Here is a 21,304-nt window from a genome sequence, read left to right as displayed (position 1 = left end):
GTGCTCAGCCGTGCGTCATGATCTTCGCGGCGGCATCCAAACCCTCCGGAGTGCCGACCACCACGAGCAGGTCGCCCGCGGTGAACGTGAAATCGGGGCCGGGCGAGGGATGCAACTGCCCGGCCCGCATGACCGCCACGATGGAGACCTTCGTGCGGGTGCGCATCTCGGTCTCCCCGAGGGTGCGACCGTCGTACGGGGAGTCGTCACCGATCGGAAGCTGGCGGGTGGTGATCCCGGGCAGGTCCCGATGGTCGTCGTTGAGCTTGGCGACCAATTGCGGGGCGCCGAGCAGATTCGCCAGGACCGCCGCCTCGTCGGTGGTCAACGGGATCTGCGCGGCACAGGCGTCGGGATCGTCGAGCTTGGAGACGATCAGGTCGATATCACCGTCGCGGTGGGCGACCACGCCGATTCGGCGACCGGAACGTACCTCGAAGTCCTTGCGGACACCGATTCCGGGTAGTGCGGTGACGTCGACGTTCACGCCCTCCAGATTAGCCGGATCGAGGCGGCGATCGCCGGATCGGTCATCACTTCGGCGGATGGCGCGTCGCGGGCGCTGTGCTGTGATGGAGGCGTGCGGCGGTGGTCGGAATTGCCGGAGCGGAGGCGGGACGCGGCAGGCGCGGTGCTCGCTTTCACCGGCGGCGCCGCGCTGTACCTCATCGGCCTGTCCACGATGACCGATCGGGGCGTGCATTTGCCGCTGTGGGTGCGCTTCGGTGTGCTGGCCGCCGTGTGCCTCGCGACGTTCTATCGTCGGCGGATGCCGGTCACGGCCATGCTGTGCGGCCTCCTTCCCCTGGTGGCGGACATCTGGCTCGGCGCGACGGTGCCGGTGTGGATCATCTACGCCGACCTGATCTACTCGGCCGTGCTGTACGCGGGGCGGCGGGCCGCGCGGAGCACGGCTGCGGCCTGGTGGGCGTTCTCCGGCATCGCCGTGGCGATCACGCTGGCGACGACCGGTGACCTGCGGGCAGTCGCGCTGGCCTTGGTGGCGGTGTTCAGTTTCGTGGCGACCCCGATCTGGTGGGCGAATTCCGTGCGCACGCACAAGGAGGTGGCGGCCGCCGAGCGCACCCGCGCGCAGGCGCTGACGCTGGTCGCCGAACTCGACCGCCGCGCGGCCATCGCCGACGAGCGCACCACCATGGCTCGCGACCTGCACGACGTGATCGCCGGGCACCTCTCGGCCATCGCCCTGCACTCCGAGGCGGCGCTCGGGGTGCTGGATCGCGGCGACGGCGACCCCGCCGTGGCCGGCATCATGCGGTCCATCCGCGCCGACAGTGTCAGCGCGCTGCACGAGATGCGCACGATGATCGGCTTGCTGCGCAGCGACGGTGCCGCCGCTACGGAGACCGCCGCGCCGCGTACGCTGGCCCAGTTGTCGATTCTGGTGGATGCCGCACGCGCGGCCGGGATCTCGGTGCGGGTGCGCACGGCACTGGACGGCGCGGCGCTGCCCAGCGCGGTCGATCAGGCCGCCTACCGCATCGTCCAGGAGGCTTTGACCAACGCCATGAAACATGCCCCGGGCCAAGAGGTCTCCATCGACGTGCGGGCCGAGGAGCAGACGCTCAGAATCTCGGTCCGCAACCCGACCGTTCCGGCGCGGCCGCCGCACGCCGCGGGGGAAGCCGGGCGCCGCGGTCTGGTGAACATGCGCGAGCGAGCGGCCGCGCTCGGCGGGAATCTACGCGCCGGACCGGATTCCGGCTGCTGGGAAGTCCTGGCCAGCCTGCCGCTCGGTTCCCTCGGCGCCGCATGACGATTCGGGTGGTGATCGCCGACGACCACGCGGCGATCCGTGCGGGCCTGCGGATGATCCTGGACGTCGAGCCCGATATCGAGGTGGCGGGCGAGGCGGCCGACGGTGACGTCGCGGTGGCGCAGGCCAGAGCGCTGCGGCCGCAGGTGGTGCTGATGGACATCCGGATGCCCGGTGTGGACGGCATCACCGCCACTGAGCGGATCACCGCCGACGGTCTGGCCAAGGTGCTCATCTTGACCACATTCGATCTGGACGAGTACGTCTTTCGCGCGCTGCGCGCGGGCGCTTCCGGGTTCGTCCTGAAATCCGCGTCGGGACAGTCGCTGGTCGCGGCGGTGCGCGCGGTCGCGGCGGGCGACGGCGTGCTGGCTCCGGAAGTCACGCGGGCGGTGATCGCGGCCTTCGCCGCGACGAATCAGGCTGCCGCGCAACCGGCTCCGGCCGGACTCGCCGAACTGACCGATCGCGAACGCGAAGTGCTCGACTGCCTCGGCGACGGGCTGTCCAACGCGCAGATCGCGGGGCGGTTGTTCATCGGTGAGACGACCGTCAAGACGCACGTCTCCCGGGTGCTCACGAAACTCGGTGTCCGATCGCGGGTTCAGGCCGCCATCGTGGCGCGCGAGATCCGCGACCGGTGATCACGCCACGAGAGGAGCGAAGGACCCGTCCGCGCCGGGCCGGTACTCCTCGACCCCCGTCACCGCGCCCACCGGCAGCGGGCCGTACAGGTGCGGGAACAGCATCGAGTCCGGATCGGTCGGCACGCCAGGCTCCCACTCGATCGGCGACCCTACCCGTCGCGCGTCGATGCGCAACAGCACCAGATCGCGCCGTCCCGCGAACAGACGATTCGCCGGCAGGTGTACCTGCTGTGGCGACGAGAGGTGGATGAACCCTGCCTCGGCGAGCGAGGGCGCGCGGTACTCCCCCGTTTGCCGAGCGGAAAGCCATTCACCCAAGGTGCATAGGTGAACAAGCGTGTGAGTGTCATACGTCACGGGTAATCTCCCAGTAGACAACTGGATCGGTCGATCGAGAGTGTGACCCAGCGCACATCGATGGCATGACCTGTGATGTTCGCCCGTAGCGAAATCCCTGGTCGTGTTATCGAAAACACACTGGTTCATGCACGGGAACAAAGTCCCCCGTCCCGAACGTCTGACAGAGTAGTCATACCCCTGCTGGGAAGTAGCGGTAGCGAGCTCGTGGTGAGTGACCACGGGCCCCACACCAGGTGAACGGTCGTCGGGACCGGGAGCCAGGACGGAGGAGTCATGCCAGGAACCCTGACAAGCACCCCACTGACCGCGGTCGATCGTTGCGACCGCTGCGGGGCGGCTGCCCGAGTGCGTGCCGTACTGCCCGCAGGTGGAGAGTTGCTCTTCTGCCAGCACCACGCGAACGAACACATGGATCGGTTGCGTGAGCTGGACGCCGTCATCGACACGGAGTCCGCTCCCGCGCTCTGATCCGCTCCTCGCGTCCTGACACAACAGCATCGGACAACAGAACACCGTTTCCACCGGCAGCGGGCGACCCACAGGTCGCCCGCTGTCGGCGTGTCCAGGCGCCGGTCATTTCCCGGAGGCCGCGCCCAAGATGCCGTCCAGCAGCCTGGCCAGGCCGTATTCGAACGCGCCTTCCGGGTCGGCTGGCGCCTGGTACAGCTCGCCGACCGCGGCCCCCACGCGCGCGGACAGCGGGAACCGGCTCGGCGACATGAGCTCGGTGAGCAGCGGACCGTGCACCTCCCACCAGCGCGCGTCGCTCATCTGTCCGGTCTCGCGGGCCGCCGCGATCGCCATGCGGGCGTTCCCGGTGGCGAATTCCGAGAGCACCGCGATCACCCGGTCCATCACCACGTCCGGCAAGCCGAGCCCCTCGATCGCGGCGAGCTGCCGCTCGTAGCGCCGCATCCGCCCGGGGCCCAGCACGAGCCGCCACGGTGACACCTCGAGCAGCCAGGGGTGCGCGAGGAGTTCCTCCCGGACCTGCCGGGCGACGGCGGCCAGGCGTGCACGCGGCGGTAGGCCCCCCGGGATGGCCGCGTCCTCGTCGGCTACCGCGTCGACCATGAGAACCGCGAGCGCGTCCTTGCTCGGCACGTAGGTGTAGAGGCTCATCGGGCGCAGTCCCAGCTCGGCGGCGACGGCCCGGATGGAGACCTTCTCGTAGCCCTCTCGGTCGGCCAGCGCGACCGCGGCGGCGACCACCGCGTCGACGCTGACCGTCTGCTTCGGACCGCGTCCCCGCGGACGCGGCGGGCGTTCGTGCCGCCACAGCAGGCTCATCAGCTGCCGGGCCTGGTCAAGGCCCAGTTCTTCGCTCATCGGCTCCTCGGAACAAATCCAGTACGGTGTACGTTGTCACCATACTCCGTACGCCATACGTTATTCGAGGGGTCCGCTCTGCCCAGCACACACGCCACTTATCTACCGGACCGGCACATGTTCGCACTCTGGAACTGGCACGGTCACGGCACCGGTCCCGCCCCACGCGGCGAGGGCGACCGCGAGACCCTCGCGCTGGCCGTCCCGGCCACGGACGGGTCCATCGAAGTCGCCGACGTCGACGCCGCCCTGGTGGATCTACCGACTTTCGCGGAATCGACCGTCGAGCACCCCGGCGAGTCACTCCTGACCTGGCAGCGGCTCGTGCGCGCCGATCCCGCCGCGCAGCCGGCCGAGGCGGACGCCGACGGCCTGCCCATCGCCGCGCATGCCGTGCCCGACGCGTCCGGCACGGCGATCGTCTCGGCGCGACGCGCGCTGCGCGTCCTGCACGACACCGAAGTCGTCGCCGCCGAGCTGCGGGCAACGCTGAAAGCACGCCTACGGCCCTACCAGGCCCGTGGAATCGGCTGGCTGCGCGAAACCGTGGACGCGCACGGCGGCGCGGTACTCGCCGACGAGATGGGGCTCGGCAAGACCGTGCAGACCATCGGCTTCCTGCTCGACCGCGCCGAGGCCGGAGCGCAGCTGGTGGTCTGCCCCACCTCGCTGGTCGGCAACTGGGCGCACGAGATCGGCCGGTTCGCCCCGGGGCTGCGGGTGGTCGTCTGGCGTGGCGGTGACGTGGACGCCGACGCCGCGACGGTCGTCGTCACGGGCTACCCCGCGCTGCGGCTGCACGGACGGCAGCTGGCGCAGCGGAGCTGGGCCACGGCTGTCTTCGACGAGGCGCAGGCACTGAAGAACCCCAGGACCCAGGTCGCGAAGGCCGCGCGCGCGATCGATGCGGCCGCGACCGTCGCGTTGACCGGAACACCGGTGGAGAACCATCTCGACGAGCTGTGGGCCTTGCTGCACCTGGTGACGCCCCGGCTGTTCGGGCACCGGACGCAGTTCCGGCGGCGCTTCGTGCGGCCGATCCACGAGGGGTCGGCAGCCGCCGCGGCGCGGTTGCGCGACGCCATCGAGCCGGTCGTGCTGGCACGCACGAAAAGCCAGGTCGCCGCCGCACTGCCCGCGAAGATCCACAGCGATCTGCTCTGTGACCTCACCACCGAGCAGGAGCGGCTCTACGACCAGCTCCTCGAGCGAGCCGTCGACGACGGATTCGGCGCGGGCATCGAGCGTCACGGCCGCGTGCTGGCGGCGCTGACCGCCCTCAGGCAGGTGTGCAACCATCCCGGATTGATCAGCGGCGACCTGGACGAGCTGTCCGGCCGCTCCGGAAAACTGGACCTGTGCACCGACATCATCGCCACCAACCTCGAAACAAGCAGTCCCACCCTGGTTTTCACCCAGTACCGCCAGACCGGTGAGCTCCTGGTCCGGCATTTCGCCGAACAGTTCGGGGTGACCGCGCCGTTCTTCCACGGCGGGCTCACCCAGACCGAGCGTGCCGCGATCGTCACCCGGTTCCAAGCCCAGGACGGACCTCCGGTGCTGGTGCTGAGCCTGCGCGCGGCGGGCACCGGCCTCACGCTGACCCGCGCCGCCGACGTCGTCCACTTCGATCGCTGGTGGAACCCCGCCGTGGAGGCGCAGGCCTCCGACCGGGTGCACCGGATCGGCCAGACCCGCACGGTCACCGTCACCACGCTCACCTCGACCACCACCGTGGAAGAGCACATCGCGGCCATGCACCACCGCAAGGCGGCGCTGCGCGACCTCGGCGACGCGGCGGGAATCGCCGCGCTGGCCGCGCTGGACGACGACCAGCTGATCGAGGTACTGCGCCGCAAGAGGGAGAGCTGATGGCGGACAACGAATTCGGCTACACCGCGTGGGGTATGGACTGGGTGCGCCTGGCCGAGCCGCTGCGCCAGACCAGGCCGGACCCGCTACTGCCCCGCGCGCGCAGCATCGCCCGCAACAACGGCGTGCAGGCCACCGTCGAAGGAGGGGTGGTGCGGGCCACCATCCACCGCGGCGGCCAGGCCTCGCTGACGCACGTGGAGGTGGCGCCGCTACCCCGCAAGACGATCACCGCTATCGCCGCTGTCGCGCCGGACCCGACCGTGCTGACCGACGACATGCACCGCGCCATAGGCGCGGCCGGAATCTCCCTCGCGCCGGTGCTCGCGGGTACCGACTGCTCCTGCCCGGCGCGCTCGGCGCGGTGTGTCCACGTACTCGCCGTCTACTACGAGATGGCGCGGCGGATAGATGAGAATCCGCGGCTCGCCTTGGCGATCCAGGGCTACTTCGCCGCCGCGCCGCAGGAATCCGACGAGTCCGCACCACCGGCGCGCTGGACGCCGATCAGTGCCCTGGACCCACAGCGGTTCTTCACCGCGATGCCCGGGTGAACGGCCGAATTACGTTGCGGGCCGGTGCTATCGGTTGTTCTCGCGGAAGCGGCCCGACTCACGCGGGGGTGGCCGACGGGAAGGCTGCACAGCCGAACGCGCCGAAGCTCCACCCCACTCATTCCGGCCGTCGAGCACGGAAGCGGAAGCTCGACACCCCGGTATCGATCTCGACGTCGGTGAAACCGATCCTGCGCAGCCGGTCGGCCGCGGTCTCCGGTGGCACGGGAACGCAGGTGTCGCCCAGGTGCATGAGCCGGAAGATCCGGCCGTCGAGCCCGTCGCTGCCCGCGAACACGCCGCCGGGGCGCAGTACCCGCAAGGCTTCGGCGAACAACGCGTCCTGCCTGCCGGGTGTCGGCACGTGATGCAGCATGGTGAAGCACACCACGGAGTCGAATCGTCCCGGCGGCAAAGGCATGTCGGCGCCGTCGCCATCGATCACCGTCATCGCCGAGCCGTGCCGGTTACGCAGCCGGGCGGCCAGCGCCGGATCGATCTCGACCCCGGTGAGCGTCGATGTCCTGGCCAGCAGCGCGGCGACGTTGGCGCCGTAACCGGGGCCGATCTCCAGCGTCTCGGCGCCGAGTTCGAGACCGGACAGCGCCCACGGCACGATGCGCGTCGCGCTGGTCTTCTCCCACATCGAGGACCGGCACAGCAATCGGTGAAATGTGTTCATCGCCATGCCTGTGACGCTAGGAACGAATCACGCCCGGCACGACAGGCTACGGTGACAAACTGTGTCGCAGAACGGCCACGCCGTGGTTCATCCCGTCCCACCCGGCACGACCGCCATGGTGTTCGGGGCCGGTGCGCTGCCCGCGGGGCACTGGTTCGATCTGCACGAACATCCGCAGCACCAGATCGCCTGGGCCTCCCGCGGAGTCCTCGCGGTCGAGGTGGGCGACGACCGCTGGGTGCTGCCGCCGACCAGGGCGCTGTGGATCCCCGCGGGCATCGCGCATCGCACCGGCACCTGCGACGGCGCGGCGATGCGCGGCATCTTCCTGGATCCCGGCCGGTGCCCGGTCGCCTTCGGCGCGCCGACCATGCTGCGCGTGAGCCGGCTCCTGCACGAACTGTTCGACCTGCTCACCACCGCCGACCCGGCTCCCCAGCGGCGCGAGCGCGCCGAGGCGGTGGTGTTCGACCTGCTCGAGCCCGTGGAGGTGATCCCGATCGGCGCGCATCCGCCCACCGATCCGCGGGCGCGTCAGGTGGCGGACGCGCTGGCCGCCGATCCGTCCGACCCGCGCACGCTCGCGGAGTTCGCCGCCCACGTCGCGGTCAGCCCGCGCACCCTGGCGCGGTTGTTCGTCGCCGAGACCGGGCTCGGCTTCGGTCGATGGCGCACGCAGATCCGGCTGGCCGCTTCCCTGCCGTTGCTGGCCGCGGGACTGCCGATCGCCCGGGTCGCGGGCCGGGTGGGCTACGCGACACCGAGCGCTTACGTCGCGGCGTTCCGCCGGTCGGTCGGGGTACCGCCCGGACAGTATTTCACCGGCTGATCAGGCGTTGGTGCCGCTGTCCACGGTGAGGAACGCGCCGGTGACGCTGCGGCCGGACGGGCCTGCGAGGAAAGCCACCATGGCCGCGACATCATCGGCGGCACCGAAACGGCCGAGTGCGGTCAGGTCGCGCTGCTGCTGCGCGTGAGCGCCGTCCCCGGGGTTCATGTCGGTGTCGGTGGAACCGGGCTGCACGAGGTTCACCGTGATCGCGCGCGGGCCGAGCTCACGAGCCAGGGCCTTGGTGAAGCCGTTGAGAGCGGACTTGCTGAGGTTGTAGAGCGCCAGACCGTCGAACGGCGCGTGGTCGGTCAGGTTGGTGCCGATGCTGATGATCCGCCCGCCCTCGCTCATGTGCGCCACCGCGGCTTGTGCCCCGACGAACGCGGCGCGGGCGTGCACGTGCAACGCGTTGTCGATCTCGGCGACGGTGAACTCCTCGAACGGCTTGGCCGGGAAGATCCCCGCGTTGTTGACCAGGATGTCCAACCCGCCGAGCTCGGACGCGGTGCGATCCACCGCCGCGCGCACCGCTGCGGCGTCGGCGCTGTCGGCCTGGATCGCGACGGCTCGGCGGCCGAGCGCCTCGACCGCGTCCACCACCGTCTTCGCCTGCCCCTCGGCGTGCTGGTAGGTCAGCGCGACGTCCGCGCCCGCCGCGGCGAGGCGGCGCGCGATCGCCGCTCCGATCCCGCGACTGCCGCCGGTCACCAGCGCGACCTTGCCCGTGAGGTCCGACATCGGTACTCCTCCAATTTTGTGTCGATCGATACATAAATACCCAAGCGCATCGGCCCCGGCGCTGTCAAGGGGTATATTTAACGATCGACACAGAAAGGTGTGGCATGGCTGAACGGGGACGACCGCGCGCCTTCGACCGTGCCGAGGCTTTGCGCCGGGCAATGGAGGTGTTCTGGGAGCACGGCTACGAGGGCGCCTCGATGAGCGACCTCACCGCCGCGATGGGCATCAACTCCCCCAGCGTGTACGCCGCGTTCGGCGGCAAGGAGGCGCTGTTCCGCGCGGCCGTCGAACTCTACGGGCGCACCGACGGCGGGTACACCGACCGCGCGCTGCGCGAGGAGCCGACCGCGCGGGCGGGCATCGAGGCCATGCTGCGGGACAACGCGGCCGCCTATACCGAGGAGAACAAGCCACACGGCTGCATGGTCGTGCTCGCCGGTTCCACCTACACCACCCGCAACACGAGCATCCGCGACTTCTTGATCGAGAAACGCCGCGAGACGACCGAAGACATCCGGCGCCGGCTCGATCGCGGCGTCGCCGAAGGCGATCTGCCCGAAGGCACCGACACCGCGGCACTGGCCGGTTTCTACGCGACGGTCCTCTACGGCCTGTCCATCCAGGCCCGGGACGGCGCGACGCTGAGCGAACTCACCGCGTCCATCGACTGCGCCATGGCAGCCTGGCCCGCCCCGGCCGGTTGACCCGGGCTATTTCCTGCGCAGCGCGGCGATGCGCTCACCGAGTTGCTCGGCCGAGGCCAGCGCGGTCGGCGGCCCGCCGCATTCCCGGCGCAGCTCGCCGTGGATCACGCCGTGCGGCTTTCCGGTGCGGTGGTGATGCATCGCCACCAGGCTGTTGAGCTCGCGTCGCAGTTCGCCGAGCCGATCGGCGGTGGCGACCCGCTCCGCGGCGTTGGCCACCTGCGGCCCTGGGTCGGCGACGGGCGCGGGCACACTCCGCTCGGAGACCTGCTTGGCCTGCCGCTCGCGCAACAGCGCGCGCATCTGCTCGGCGTCCAGCAGGCCCGGTATCCCCAGGTAGTCCGCCTCCTCGTCGCTGCCGGCGAACGTCGCGGTGCCGAAGGAGGAACCGTCGTAGATCACCTGGTCGAGTTCGGCGTCGGCGGCCAGCGCGACGAAGGACTTCTCCTGCTCGCCCGGCTCGTCCTGCTGTTTGTTCGCCTCGATCAGCAGTTCGTCGTCGAGGCCGTTCTTCTCGCGGTGCGGCTTGCCGATCACGTGGTCGCGTTGCAGCTCCAGCTGCGCGGCCAGGTCCAGCAGCACCGGCACCGACGGCAGGAACACAGTCGCGGTCTCACCCGGCTTCCTGGCACGCACGAACCGCCCGATCGCCTGGGCGAAGTACAGCGGGGTGGAAGCGCTGGTCGCGTAGACCCCGACGGCCAGGCGCGGCACGTCGACGCCCTCGGACACCATGCGCACCGCGACCATCCAGGGCTGCGTGCTGTTGCTGAACTCGGCGATACGGCTGGAGGAGGCCGGGTCGTCGGAGAGCACCAGCGCGGGCTTCTCGCCGGAGATGTGTTCCAGCAGTTCGGCGTAGTCGCGGGCGCGGTCCTGGTCGGTGGCGATCACCAGGCCGCCCGCGTCCGGCATGCCGGAGGCGCGCTTCTGGCGCAGCCGGATGTCGGCGGCGCGCAGCACGGCGGAGATCCAGTCGCCCGCCGGGTCCAGTGCGGTCCGCCAGGCCCGGGCGGTCTGCTCGGCGTTGAGCGGCTCACCGAGGCGCGCGGAGTACTCCTCGCCCGCGCTGTCTCGCCAGTGCGCCTCGCCGGAGTAGGCCAGGAAGACCACCGGCCGCACCACGCCGTCGGCCAGCGCCTCGGCGTAACCGTAGGTGTGGTCGGCCCGCGACTTCGGGAAACCGGACTCGTCGGGTTCGTAGACCACGAACGGGATCTGGCTGTCGTCGCTGCGGAACGGGGTGCCGGTCAGCGCGAGACGGCGGGTGGCGTCGCCGAACGCCTCGGCGGTCGCCTCACCCCAGCTCTTGGCGTCTCCCGCGTGGTGGATCTCGTCGAGAACGACCAGCGTCCTGCGATTCTCCGTGCGTACGCGGTGGCGAAAGGGATGCGCGGCGACCTGCGCGTACGTGACGACGACACCGTGGTAGTCACCGGAGGTGCCGCCGGTGGAATTGGAGAACCGCGAGTCGAGCGCGATGCCGGCGCGCGCCGCGGACTGCGCCCACTGGTGCTTGAGGTGTTCGGTCGGCGCGACCACGGTGATCTGGTCCACGGTGCGGTCGGCCAGCAGTTCGGCGGCCACGCGCAGCGCGAACGTCGTCTTTCCCGCTCCCGGGGTCGCCACGGCGAGGAAATCCCTCGGCTTGGTGGCCAGATACTTCGTCAGCGCACGTCGCTGCCAGGCGCGGAGGGAGCCGCCCGCTGCGGTCCCCCTTGCTCTCGAATCGCCCGGCGTCTCCGCTTCTCCCGCCACAGCGGCGCCACCCGACCCAGTCACGCAGACGACCCTAGCGGCCCGGTCCGGCGTGTCGCCAAACCGACGCGGCGGGCGCGACGGGCATCACAGGCCATCGGCCGGGACGCTGGGAGTTCACCCGATGCCCACCGACACGTCGCGTCCGCACGCCGATACCGATCGCCGAAGTACGCGATGCTGTAAGCACGATGACAGATCACCGCGCCCTCCCGGGCGATCCGCCGCGGCCCGACGCACCGTCGCCCCGCCGCGCCCGCGTGCGTACCGGGAAGTGGGCCGAGCGGGCGAGCGCGGGCGCGGCGGAGGCGGGCAGGCGGGCCGTCGCGCTGATCGTGCGCGTGGCGGTGAAGGCCTGGGCGGATTCGATCTTCGCCAAGTCGGCCGCGGCGGCGTTCTGGCAGACGCTCTCGCTGGCGCCGCTGTTGCTCGGCGTGCTCGGCAGCCTCGGTTACGTCGGCGGCTGGTTCGGTCCGGACACCGTGCAGATCGTCGAGTCGAAGATCATCGCGTTCAGCCAGGACCTGTTCAGCGCCAGCGTGGTGACCGACCTCATCGAGCCGACGGTGCGGGACGTACTCGGGCGCGGTCGCGGCGCGGTGGTCTCGGTGGGCTTCGTGCTGTCGTTGTGGGCCGGATCGTCGGCGATGGCCACCTTCGTCGACTCGATCGTCGAGGCCCATGACCAGCAGGACGCCCGGCACCCGGTGTGGCAGCGCATCTTCGCGCTGCTGCTGTACGTGCTGTTCCTGGTGGCCGCGGTGTTCATCCTGCCGCTGGTGGCACTGGGGCCGACGCTGATCGGCCGGGTGCTGCCCACCGCCTGGCGGGCGACCGGCCTCGGCCTACTGGATTTCTTCTACTACCCGGGGGTCGGCCTGCTGCTGATCGTCGGGCTCACCACCCTGTACAAGCTCGCGCTGCACACCTCGCTGCCCTGGCACCGGCTCTTCGGCGGGGCACTGGTGGCAGGTGTCTTCTTCATGGCGGCCAGCGACGTGTTGCGCCGCTACCTGTCCTGGGTCACCCGCACCGGCGTCACCTACGGTGCGCTGGCGACGCCGATCGCGTTCCTGCTGTTCACGTTCTTCCTGGGCTTCGCGGTGATCCTGGGCGCGGAGTTCAACGCGGCGGTGCAGGAATTCTGGCCCGCCCGCGCGACGCGCATGGAGCAGGTGAAGGAGTGGATCGCCAATCAGGTCCGCGGCGAGGGCGGCGCCGACGAGGACACGGCCGACCGCGACGAGACCGCCCCGGTCCCGGACGACGCCGCACGGGCCGCGTTCGACCTGCGCCGGGCGTCGTCCTCCCCCGGTGAGGTATCCGCGTCTCAGTCGCCCTTGCGTAGGCCGTCGTAGACCTTCTTGCACTCCGGGCACACCGGAGAGCCCGGCTTGGGCGAGCGGGTCACCGGGAAGACCTCTCCGCACAGCGCGACCACGTGGGTGCCCATCACCGCGCTCTCGGCGATCTTGTCCTTCTTCACGTAGTGGAAGAACTTCGGGGTGTCGTCGCCCGTCGTCTCGTCGGTCGTCGTATCCGGGCGAACAATGGTGTCGGTGCTCACGCGTTCCATGATGCCGCATCCAGGAGTTGCCGGGCCGACCACGGCATCGCGACAAAGTAACCATCGTCGCGAATCAGGGGCTGACCGCGGTACCGCATCGAAACTGACCAGCATCGCGAATCAGGACCTGACCACGGTGTCGCATCGGAACCTACCCACCTCGCAATCAGGAGCTGACCACGCTATGTGCGCGGACGGACCGCGAGTGGAAGACTCGGGGGTATGCAGCAGAACGGCGATTCCCCATCCGCCGACGGCCGCGACCGCGAAGAGCACCCCGACGTGACGATGCCGACGCAGCCCCGCCGTTCCCCCGGATACTTCCCCGGCACTGACGACAAGCACCCGGCGCTGATCACCGAGGCGGCGCCCTCGCTGGAGGACCAGCACCGCGCTCGCGTGCGCCGGTACACGATCATCATGGCGTTCCGCATACCGTGCCTGGTTCTCGCGGCGATCGCCTACAGCGCGTTCGGCAATCCGCTGCTGTCCATCCTGATCCTCGTCGCGTCCATTCCGCTGCCCTGGATCGCGGTCCTGATCGCCAACGATCGCCCGCCCCGCCGCAAAGACGAGCCCAGCCGCTGGGACCGTCAGCGCACGGCCATCGAGTCCCGCTCGCACAACGCCATCGACGGCTGAGTCCGCGCCCCGCGCGCACGCGACGACCAGCGCGGGCACGCGGTCAGCGCCGGCCGGGAGTCACTGCGGGGGCCGGAGCCCGGCGGATGACGGCCGACATCACGGCCGCGGCGGCACACAACCCGCCCGCCAGATACCAGGCCAGGTCGTAGCCGCCCTGCACATCGCGAATGACACCGACGCCGGTGGCCGCCACCGCCGAACCGATCTGATGGGAGGCGAACACCCAGCCGAAGGCGACCGGACCGTCGGCGCCGAACAGTTCCCGGCACAGCACGACCGTCGGCGGCACGGTGGCCACCCAGTCCAGGCCGTAGAAGACGATGAACACCCACAGGCTCGGCCGGGTGTCCGGGCCGAGCAGCGCGGGCAGGATCAGCAGCGAGAGGCCGCGCAGCGTGTAGTAGCCGATCAGCAGGTAGCGCGGGTCGATCCGGTCGGTCAGCCAGCCCGAGGCGATGGTGCCCGCCACGTCGAAGACGCCGACGAGGGCGAGCAGGCTCGCCGCGGTGGTCGGCGGCATGCCGTGATCGTGCGCCGCACTGACGAAATGGGTACCGACCAGCCCGTTGGTCGACGCCCCGCAGATCGCGAATCCGCCCGCGAGCAACCAGAATCCGGGCCGCCGGGCGATCGTGCCGAGCACGGTCAGCGCGCGCGAGGCGCCACCGGCTGCGGGTACCCGCAGCCCCGCCGTGCTGTCCGGCGCCGCGCCGTAGGCCCGCACCCCGAGATCGCTCGGATAGTCCCGGACGAACAGCAGCACCAGTGGCGCCACGGCCAGCGCGGCCCCGGCGACGATCAGGGACGGCGCCCGCCAGCCGTGCGCGGTCGCCAGCGCCGACACCAGCGGCAGGAATATCAGCTGTCCGGTCGCGCCCGCCGCGGTGAGCACACCGGTCACCAGACCGCGCTGACGCACGAACCACCGGCCGGTGATCGTCGCGACGAACGGCATCGACATCGACCCCACACCGATTCCGACCAGCAGGCCCCAGGTCAGCACCAGGTGCCACGGCTGGGACATGAACACCGTCAGCCCGCTGCCCGCGGCGACCAGCAGCAGCGCGCAGGCCACCACCCGGCGGATGCCGAAGCGATCCATCAGCGCCGCGGCGAACGGCGAGATCAACCCGTAGAGCAGGAGATTCAGCGAGACGGCCGTCCCGATGGTGGCGTGCGACCACCCGAACTCCCGATGCAGCGGGTCCATCAGCACGCTGGGCACCGACCGGAAGGCGGCCGCGCCGAGCAGCGCGACGAAGCCGACAGCCGCGACCAGCCACGCGGGATGCAGTCGCCGACGCGGCGTGGCGTGGAACAGAACCGGGCTCGGCGTCTGAAGTTCGGTCACCGGCTGAGCTTGCCGGAAGTATGCGGACGCAACGAGTGGCTGGAAAGCCACATGTCATCAAATTCGTGCCATTCGCGGCGGTCCCGGTATTTTCTCGACAGGACGGGCACGCGTCCCTAGGGTCGCAGAAGCCTGCGGCACACCACGATCACCGTTGCGGGCCACAGACAGGAGTGAACATGATTCGGTGGATCTGGGTCTTCCTGGACCGCCCGACCCAACGCTTCGATGATTGCGCGAAGTTCTGGTCCACGGTCACCGGCACCCGGCTCTCCGCTCGGCGCGGTGCGGACGACGAATTCCTCACCTTGTTGCCGGACCCCGCGCTGTTCGCCGCGGCGAGCGTGAAGATGCAGGCGGTGACCGGTCTCGGCGGTGTGCACCTGGATCTGGACGTCGACGACATCCCCTCCGCCGTTCGCACCGCGCTCGGCCTGGGTGCGGAGCTGGTCGCCAACCACCCGGACTACGCCGTGCTGCGGTCCCCCGGCGGCCAGACCTTCTGCTTGACCCCCAGCGGCCGCGCCACGAGCACGCCCGCGCCCGCCGTCCGGGCTCCGGACGGCAGGCTGTCGCGTCTGGACCAGGTGTGCCTCGACATCGGCCCCGACGACCACGAGGTGGAGACCCGTTTCTGGACCTCGCTGACCGGTTGGACGTTCCAGCCCGGCAGACGGCCGGAATTCGCCCTGCTGCGCTCCACGCAGCACCAACTCGCCGCGCAGTTGCTGTTGCAGCGCCTCGGCGAGAACCGTCCCACCAGCGCGCACGTCGATCTGGCCGCGGAGGACGTCGAAGCCACCGCCGCCTGGCACGAGTCGCTCGGCGCGACCGTGGTGCAGCGGCACGAGCACTGGATCGTCCTGAGCGATCCCGGCGACGCGCTGTACTGCGTCACCGGCCGCGATCCCAACGGAATCTGATTCGCCGCGCGCCGCGGGGCACGGTCATCCCAGCGGGCACCTGCTCCGCGCCTTGCGGCCGCGGTGGCAGAGTACCGGTGTGCCTACGAATCGACCGACCACCACCGGATCGCTGCTCACCGCGCTGTGCCCGGACCTGCGCACCGCGCTCACCAGGGTGGGTTACGACGCCGACACCTTGCTCGAGGCACTCGGCGACGCGCACGCGGCATTGAGCCGATCGGAGCCGGTCCCCGTGCGCCGCGCGGCGCGCAAGGCGGGCGAGCTGGGCACGCTGATCCGCCTGCTGCTGCTCGGCGATACCGTGCCGGAGCGCGAGGTGGCCGCGGCGCTCGCGCCCGTGCGGATCGACCGCGCGGTCGCCGCGGGCCTGCTGGACCGCGACGGCGACCAGGTGCGGGCGGCGCTGGACCTTCGTCCGCTCGACGCGGGCGCGGGCACCAAGTGGATCCTGTCCGATCTCGACGATTCGATGCGACGGCGCACGCTGACCGAAGATCACGTCCTGGGTGTGGGCCACGCCTCCCTCTCGCTGCTGCGCGCCACCCCGACCCGTCCGGTCGGCACGGTGCTCGACCTCGGCACCGGGTGCGGCGTGCAGGCGGTGCATGCCGCCTCCTATGCGCGGCACGTCACCGGCACCGACGTCAACGCCCGTGCGTTGTGGCTGGCCGAGGCGACCGCGGCGCTCAACGGCCTGGACGTCGAACTGGTGGAGGGCTCCTGGTTCGAGCCGGTCCGGGGCAGGCGCTTCGACCAGGTGGTGGCCAATCCGCCGTTCGTGGTGGGCCCCGCGCGCGTCGAGCACACCTACCGCGATTCCGGCCTCGCGCTCGACGGCGCAAGCGAATTGGTGATCTCGCAGGCCGCGGACCTGCTCGCGCCCGGAGGCACCGCCGCGCTGCTCGCCGCCTGGGTGCACGCCGAGGACGAGGACTGGCGCGGGCGCGTCTCGTCCTGGCTGCCCGCGCACGGTGTGGACGCCTGGGTGGTGCAACGCGACGTCGCCGACCCCGCGCTGTACGTGGGCACCTGGTTGCGTGACGCGGGCGCGGACCCGCGTGACCCGTCCGCCCAGGCCCGCGCGGAGCGCTGGCTGGACGCCTTCGAGGCGGCGCGCGTGGAGGGGATCGGGTTCGGGTTCGTCTATCTGCGCGCCATCGACGGGCCGACCGAGCTGCTCGCGGAGGATCTCACCCACGGTTTCGACGATCCGCTCGGCGAGGAGGCCGTCCGGTATTTCGAGCGCTCGGCCTGGCTGCGCGCCGTCGCCGGTGACGAGAATCTCGCGTGGAGTTCACGATTCGCCGTGGACCCGGTGACCGCGTTGGAGCGGGTGTATCTCCCTGGCGCCGACGGGTGGGCCCCCGAGGTGGCCCGGTTGCATCGGGGCGACGGGCCGCGCTGGCAGCACGAAGTGGACGAGGCCACAGTCTCGCTGCTGGCGGGAATGCACGCCGACGGCCTGCCGTTGTACGAACTGATCGAGCTGTTGGCGCTCGCCCACGGATCCGAGGAGGTGAGCGCCCAGTTCGCGGCCGACGCGTTGTCCGTGGTCACCGGATTGGTACGGCACGGACTGATCAGGCCCGTGTGACCCCGCACGGCAGCCGTGCGCCGGTCGGTGCAGGTCCTGGCCGGGGATCGTCCCGTGTTGCGGTGCTTCTCAGGAACTTCTCAGACGAGAGAGGCGAAAACCGCTGTTCAGAGCGGTTTATGCCAGCCGTAACGGGGAACTTTCTTTCTGTCGGGTCCGTTGATCGGAGTGAGACACCACCGACAGGAGGCAAGTCATGACAAGCCCCGCCACCACTCGTGTGCGCATCAGCGATTCGGACCTCGACGCTCAGAGCCCTGCCGCCGACCTGGTACGCGTGTACCTGAACGGGATCGGCCGCACCGCGCTGCTCACCGCTGCCGACGAGGTCGAGCTGGCCAAGCGCATCGAGGCGGGCCTCTACGCGCAGCACCTGCTGGAAACCGGCAAGCGACTGTCCGCCACCCGCAAGCGTGATCTCGCGATCATCGTGCGCGACGGTCAGGCCGCCCGGTCGCATCTGCTGGAAGCCAACCTGCGCCTTGTTGTCTCGCTCGCCAAGCGTTACACCGGCCGCGGCATGCCGCTGCTCGACCTGATCCAGGAGGGCAACCTCGGGTTGATCCGGGCCATGGAGAAGTTCGACTACGCCAAAGGCTTCAAGTTCTCCACGTACGCCACCTGGTGGATCCGGCAGGCCATCACTCGCGGCATGGCCGACCAGAGTCGCACCATCCGCCTGCCCGTCCACTTGGTCGAACAGGTGAACAAGCTGGCCAGGATCAAGCGCGAACTGCACCAGCAGCTGGGCCGGGAGGCCACCGACCAGGAACTGGCCACCGAATCCGGCATCCCGGTCGACAAGATCTCCGATCTGCTCGACCACAGCCGCGACCCGGTGAGCCTGGACATGCCGGTCGGCAACGACGAAGAGGCCCCGCTGGGCGATTTCATCGAGGATTCCGAGGCCACCTCGGCCGAGTCCGCCGTCATCGCCGGTCTGCTGCACCACGACGTGCGCAGCGTGCTCGCCACCTTGGACGAGCGCGAACAGCAGGTCATCCGGCTGCGTTTCGGCTTGGACGACGGCCAGCCGCGCACGCTGGACCAGATCGGCAAGCTCTTCGGTCTCTCCCGCGAGCGGGTGCGTCAGATAGAGCGCGAGGTCATGGCGAAGCTGCGTAAGGGCGAGCGGGCCGACCGCCTCCGCGCCTACGCCAGCTGATCATCTCCCGGCGCCGGCTGCTCCGAGACAGCACCGGCGTTCGGCTCGGTGACCCTCCCGCCGGGTCACCTTCCCGCGCCGACCGGTGACCGCGCGTACCCGTCCCCTCCGGGTGTCGCGCGAGCCGGTCGGCGGTGTTGTATCCCTTTCGGGCGGCCCCCGGTGCGGCGATGCCGATGTCGCTCAAGCCAGTCGGCGCGGACCGGTGTCGAAACGGCTCGGCTCCGGGCCGATACGACCGCGCGCGTAGATGATCTCCGCCGAGGTCGGTGAGGCCAGCACCGGATCGAAGGCCAGCTCTCGCATTTCCGGCAGGTCGTCGAACAAGGCCGAAATACGCTGGGCGAGTTCGGCGAGGGCCGCTTTGTCCACCTGCGGACTCGCCGGGGTCCCCGAGAGCAAAGGCGCGGCGCGCGGCGCGTCGATCAGAGCCGTGGCCTCGTCGGCGGTCAACGGCAGTGCCCGATAGGCGCGGTCGCCGAGCAACTCGATGATCAGCCCCGACAGACCGAACTCGATCACCGAGCCGAACGAGGGGTCGTCCTGCACGCGCAGGATGCAGCCCACGCCCTTGGTGGCCATCTTCTGGATGTGCAACACCGGGTCACCGCACAGCTCCGCCAGGTCGACGTACGCCTGCCGTACCGCTTCCGGCCGCCACAGATCGAGCCGGACACCGGTGAGATCCGGTCTGCGCCGCCACAATTCGCCGGTCGCCTTGGCCGCCACCGGATAGCCGAGTTCCTCCGCGGCTGCGACCGCCTCGTCCGCACTGCGCACCTCGCGGAATTCCACGACCGGAATGCCATAGCAGGCCAGCAGTTCCACTGTCTCGAGATCGGTGAGCCTGCGTCCGCCCGACGCGGCCATCCAATCGGCCACCAATTGGCGCGCGCGGTCGGTATCGATGCCCTCCGGCCGCACCACCGGCGACACGGGTCTGGTCCGCCATTCGGCGTATCGCCGGACCCGGGCCAGCGCCCGTGCGGCGCGTTCGGGATCGGGATACGACGGAATCGACCCGTGCACCGCCGTCGCGCCCGCACCGCGCACCGCGAGCAGGTTCGGGATTCCTTGCTCGGCGACGAACGTGGTGAGGATCGGCTTTCCCGCCTCGGGAACGGCGGCCGCCGCCGCCCTGATCGCGTCGGCGAAACCGGCGGTCGGCAGCGGCACCGGCGGCGCGAAGACGACGATCACCGCGTCCGTCTCCTCCGACCGCAGGGCCTCGACCAGTGCGTCCAGATACGCGCCCGGCGTCGCCTGCGGGCCGAGGTTGACCGGCTCGCCGACCGAGAGGCCCTCACCGCGCGCCGCGTCGAGGGCCAGCCAGTTGAGCGCCGTGCTGTTGCCCACCACGGCCAGCCGCTGCCCCCGCGGCAACGGCTGATAGCCCAGCAGAGCGGCGCAGTCGAAGAGTTCGGAGATCGAGTCGACCTGGACGATGCCCGCCTGAGCGAACAGATCCCGCACGATCGAGCGGTCCATGTCCCCCGCGGGCTGGACAGCGGAGCGTCCGCTGCTCACGGCGACGATCGGTTTGGTCCTGGCCACCCGGCGCGCGAGGCGGGAGAACTTGCGCGGATTGCCGAAGCTTTCCAGATACAGCAGCACCACATCGGTGTCCGGGTCGCTGTCCCAGTACTGCAGCAGGTCGTTGCCGGAGACGTCGGCGCGATTACCCGCGGACACGAACGTGGACAAGCCCAGATTGCGGGCCGCCGCCTCACCCAGGATCGCCGCGCCCAAGGGCCCGGACTGGCAGAAGAACCCGATCCGCCCGCGACCGGGCAGCACCGGAGCGAGGGTCGCGTTCATGGCGACCGCCGGGTCGGTGTTCGCGATGCCGAGCGCGCTCGGCCCGACCACCCGCATCCCGTGCCCACGAGCGGCGGCCACGAGTTCGCGTTCGGCCGCCAGACCCCCTTCGCCGGTCTCGCCGAAGCCCGCGGTCAACACCACGAGCCCTTTGACGCCTTTGTCCATGCAGTCGTCGAGCACCGACCCGATCGCCGCGGGCGGCACCGCGACCACGGCGAGATCGACCTCGTCGGGGATTTCCCGGACCGTCGCGTATGCCCGCACCCCGCGCACCGACTTGCGGTTCGGGTTCACCGGGAACACCGGCCCCTGGAACAAACCCGACAGCAGATTGGCCAGCAGCGCTCCGCCGACCCGCCCGGTCGCCGGGGTGGCACCGATCACCGCGACCGACCGCGGGGCGAGCAGATTGCCCACGCTGCGCGCCTCCGAGGCGCGTTCGCGCGAATCGCGCACCGACAGCAGCGCTTCGGTGGGGTCGATGGCGAACTCGAGATGCAGGACCGATCCGTCCCTGCTGCTCCCCACTTGATAGCCCGCGTCGCGGAACACCGTCACCATCACGGTGTTCTCCGCGAGCACCTCGGCGACGAAGGTCTCGATCTTGTTCTCGGCGGCGGCGCCGGCCAAGTGCTCGAGCAGGATCGAGCCGAGCCCGCGGCCCTGGTGCCCGTCGGCCACCACGAAGGCGACCTCCGCCGCCCGCGGCCCGTTGCGCTCCAGCAGTTCGTAGCGGCCCACCGCGACGATCGACTCGCCCAGTTCCAGCACCAGCCCGACCCGGTCGCGGTAGTCCACGTGCGTGGTGCGGTACAGGTCTCTGGGCGAGATCCGCGGGTAGGGCCCGAAATACCGGAGGTACCTGGTGCGATCCGACAGCGCGCCGTGGAACTCCTGCAGCGGCTCGGCGTCGGCGGGTGTGATCGGGCGCAGCCGGACGACGCCACCGTCGGAGGCCAGCACGTCGGCGAACCAGTGC

The 21,304-nt window shown here is 70.4% G+C and carries 21 protein-coding genes; 12 read left to right on the top strand and 9 right to left on the bottom strand.

Annotated features, from left to right (window positions below):
• Positions 1-4: 4 nt before the first annotated feature.
• Complete coding sequence (locus tag HOV91_RS19395) at positions 5-487, bottom strand: cation:proton antiporter regulatory subunit (protein ID WP_043694470.1); 483 nt, start codon at positions 485-487, stop codon at positions 5-7.
• 93 nt (positions 488-580) lie between these two features.
• On the opposite strand from HOV91_RS19395, the gene HOV91_RS19390 reads away from it, so the two are divergent.
• Positions 581-1,777, top strand: a complete 1,197-nt coding sequence (locus HOV91_RS19390) for a sensor histidine kinase (RefSeq protein WP_174186811.1) — start codon at positions 581-583, stop codon at positions 1,775-1,777.
• Positions 1,774-2,421 carry a response regulator transcription factor gene (locus tag HOV91_RS19385; RefSeq protein ID WP_174186810.1) on the top strand — a complete coding sequence of 216 codons (648 nt, stop codon included), beginning with the start codon at positions 1,774-1,776 and terminating at the stop codon, positions 2,419-2,421. The genes HOV91_RS19390 and HOV91_RS19385 overlap by 4 nt, the downstream gene beginning before the upstream one ends.
• On the opposite strand, the gene HOV91_RS19380 is transcribed toward HOV91_RS19385, so the two are convergent.
• Positions 2,422-2,781, bottom strand: a complete 360-nt coding sequence (locus HOV91_RS19380) for a DUF952 domain-containing protein (RefSeq protein ID WP_312884698.1) — start codon at positions 2,779-2,781, stop codon at positions 2,422-2,424.
• 276 nt (positions 2,782-3,057) lie between these two features.
• Here HOV91_RS19380 and HOV91_RS19375 point away from each other — a divergent pair, with 276 nt between their 5' ends.
• The gene (locus HOV91_RS19375; protein WP_036538000.1) at positions 3,058-3,252 is read left to right on the top strand and encodes a DUF7455 domain-containing protein; all 195 of its coding nucleotides are present in this window, start codon (positions 3,058-3,060) and stop codon (positions 3,250-3,252) included.
• Positions 3,253-3,357: 105 nt separating this feature from the next.
• Here the strand turns inward: HOV91_RS19375 and HOV91_RS19370 are convergent, their stop codons facing one another.
• Positions 3,358-4,113, bottom strand: coding sequence for a TetR/AcrR family transcriptional regulator (locus HOV91_RS19370; protein WP_174186809.1), 756 nt, complete (start codon positions 4,111-4,113; stop codon positions 3,358-3,360).
• A 117-nt stretch (positions 4,114-4,230) separates the two neighbouring features.
• On the opposite strand from HOV91_RS19370, the gene HOV91_RS19365 reads away from it, so the two are divergent.
• Entirely contained in the window at positions 4,231-5,985 is a 1,755-nt protein-coding gene (locus HOV91_RS19365) for a DEAD/DEAH box helicase (RefSeq protein ID WP_174186808.1), read from the top strand.
• Positions 5,985-6,539, top strand: a complete 555-nt coding sequence (locus HOV91_RS19360) for an SWIM zinc finger family protein (RefSeq protein WP_174186807.1) — start codon at positions 5,985-5,987, stop codon at positions 6,537-6,539. The genes HOV91_RS19365 and HOV91_RS19360 overlap by 1 nt, the downstream gene beginning before the upstream one ends.
• 118 nt (positions 6,540-6,657) lie before the next feature.
• Here the strand turns inward: HOV91_RS19360 and HOV91_RS19355 are convergent, their stop codons facing one another.
• Entirely contained in the window at positions 6,658-7,227 is a 570-nt protein-coding gene (locus HOV91_RS19355) for a class I SAM-dependent methyltransferase (RefSeq protein ID WP_174186806.1), read from the bottom strand.
• Positions 7,228-7,282: 55 nt separating this feature from the next.
• Between HOV91_RS19355 and HOV91_RS19350 the strand changes: the two genes are divergently transcribed.
• Entirely contained in the window at positions 7,283-8,050 is a 768-nt protein-coding gene (locus HOV91_RS19350) for an AraC family transcriptional regulator (RefSeq protein ID WP_312884697.1), read from the top strand.
• Here HOV91_RS19350 and HOV91_RS19345 read toward each other — a convergent pair whose 3' ends face one another.
• The gene (locus HOV91_RS19345; protein ID WP_174186805.1) at positions 8,051-8,791 is read right to left on the bottom strand and encodes an SDR family NAD(P)-dependent oxidoreductase; all 741 of its coding nucleotides are present in this window, start codon (positions 8,789-8,791) and stop codon (positions 8,051-8,053) included.
• Between the two features lie 104 nt (positions 8,792-8,895).
• On the opposite strand from HOV91_RS19345, the gene HOV91_RS19340 reads away from it, so the two are divergent.
• A complete protein-coding gene (locus tag HOV91_RS19340) occupies positions 8,896-9,498 on the top strand; it encodes a TetR/AcrR family transcriptional regulator (protein WP_174186804.1) in 603 nt (200 codons plus the stop codon).
• Positions 9,499-9,504: 6 nt separating this feature from the next.
• Here the strand turns inward: HOV91_RS19340 and HOV91_RS19335 are convergent, their stop codons facing one another.
• Positions 9,505-11,256, bottom strand: coding sequence for a DEAD/DEAH box helicase (locus HOV91_RS19335; protein ID WP_174186852.1), 1,752 nt, complete (start codon positions 11,254-11,256; stop codon positions 9,505-9,507).
• Positions 11,257-11,447: 191 nt separating this feature from the next.
• Between HOV91_RS19335 and HOV91_RS19330 the strand changes: the two genes are divergently transcribed.
• A complete protein-coding gene (locus HOV91_RS19330; protein WP_174186803.1) occupies positions 11,448-12,614 on the top strand; it encodes a YhjD/YihY/BrkB family envelope integrity protein in 1,167 nt (388 codons plus the stop codon).
• On the opposite strand, the gene HOV91_RS19325 is transcribed toward HOV91_RS19330, so the two are convergent.
• On the bottom strand, positions 12,587-12,823 hold the full coding sequence (locus tag HOV91_RS19325) for a DUF3039 domain-containing protein (RefSeq protein ID WP_174186802.1): 237 nt from the start codon (positions 12,821-12,823) through the stop codon (positions 12,587-12,589). The two genes, HOV91_RS19330 and HOV91_RS19325, sit on opposite strands and share 28 nt — an antisense overlap.
• Positions 12,824-13,111: 288 nt before the next feature.
• On the opposite strand from HOV91_RS19325, the gene HOV91_RS19320 reads away from it, so the two are divergent.
• Positions 13,112-13,465, top strand: a complete 354-nt coding sequence (locus HOV91_RS19320; RefSeq protein WP_246350417.1) for a DUF3099 domain-containing protein — start codon at positions 13,112-13,114, stop codon at positions 13,463-13,465.
• Between the two features lie 43 nt (positions 13,466-13,508).
• Here HOV91_RS19320 and HOV91_RS19315 read toward each other — a convergent pair whose 3' ends face one another.
• On the bottom strand, positions 13,509-14,819 hold the full coding sequence (locus HOV91_RS19315; protein WP_174186800.1) for an MFS transporter: 1,311 nt from the start codon (positions 14,817-14,819) through the stop codon (positions 13,509-13,511).
• A gap of 179 nt (positions 14,820-14,998) precedes the next feature.
• On the opposite strand from HOV91_RS19315, the gene HOV91_RS19310 reads away from it, so the two are divergent.
• The 3 genes from HOV91_RS19310 (at position 14,999) to HOV91_RS19300 (ending at position 18,504) form a co-directional block, all read left to right on the top strand.
• Entirely contained in the window at positions 14,999-15,742 is a 744-nt protein-coding gene (locus HOV91_RS19310) for a VOC family protein (protein WP_174186799.1), read from the top strand.
• A 79-nt stretch (positions 15,743-15,821) separates the two neighbouring features.
• Positions 15,822-17,339: a DUF7782 domain-containing protein gene (locus HOV91_RS19305; protein WP_174186798.1), complete on the top strand. Its 1,518-nt coding sequence runs from the start codon at positions 15,822-15,824 to the stop codon at positions 17,337-17,339.
• 196 nt (positions 17,340-17,535) lie between these two features.
• Positions 17,536-18,504, top strand: coding sequence for a sigma-70 family RNA polymerase sigma factor (locus tag HOV91_RS19300; RefSeq protein WP_174186797.1), 969 nt, complete (start codon positions 17,536-17,538; stop codon positions 18,502-18,504).
• 183 nt (positions 18,505-18,687) lie between these two features.
• Here the strand turns inward: HOV91_RS19300 and HOV91_RS19295 are convergent.
• Positions 18,688-21,304: bifunctional acetate--CoA ligase family protein/GNAT family N-acetyltransferase (locus HOV91_RS19295; protein WP_246350413.1), on the bottom strand; the 2,617-nt coding region annotated here is incomplete at its 5' end.

The organism is Nocardia barduliensis, assembly GCF_013315795.1.
Taxonomy (GTDB): Bacteria; Actinomycetota; Actinomycetes; order Mycobacteriales; family Mycobacteriaceae; genus Nocardia; species Nocardia barduliensis.
This window is presented reverse-complemented; position numbering and strand designations above follow the sequence as displayed.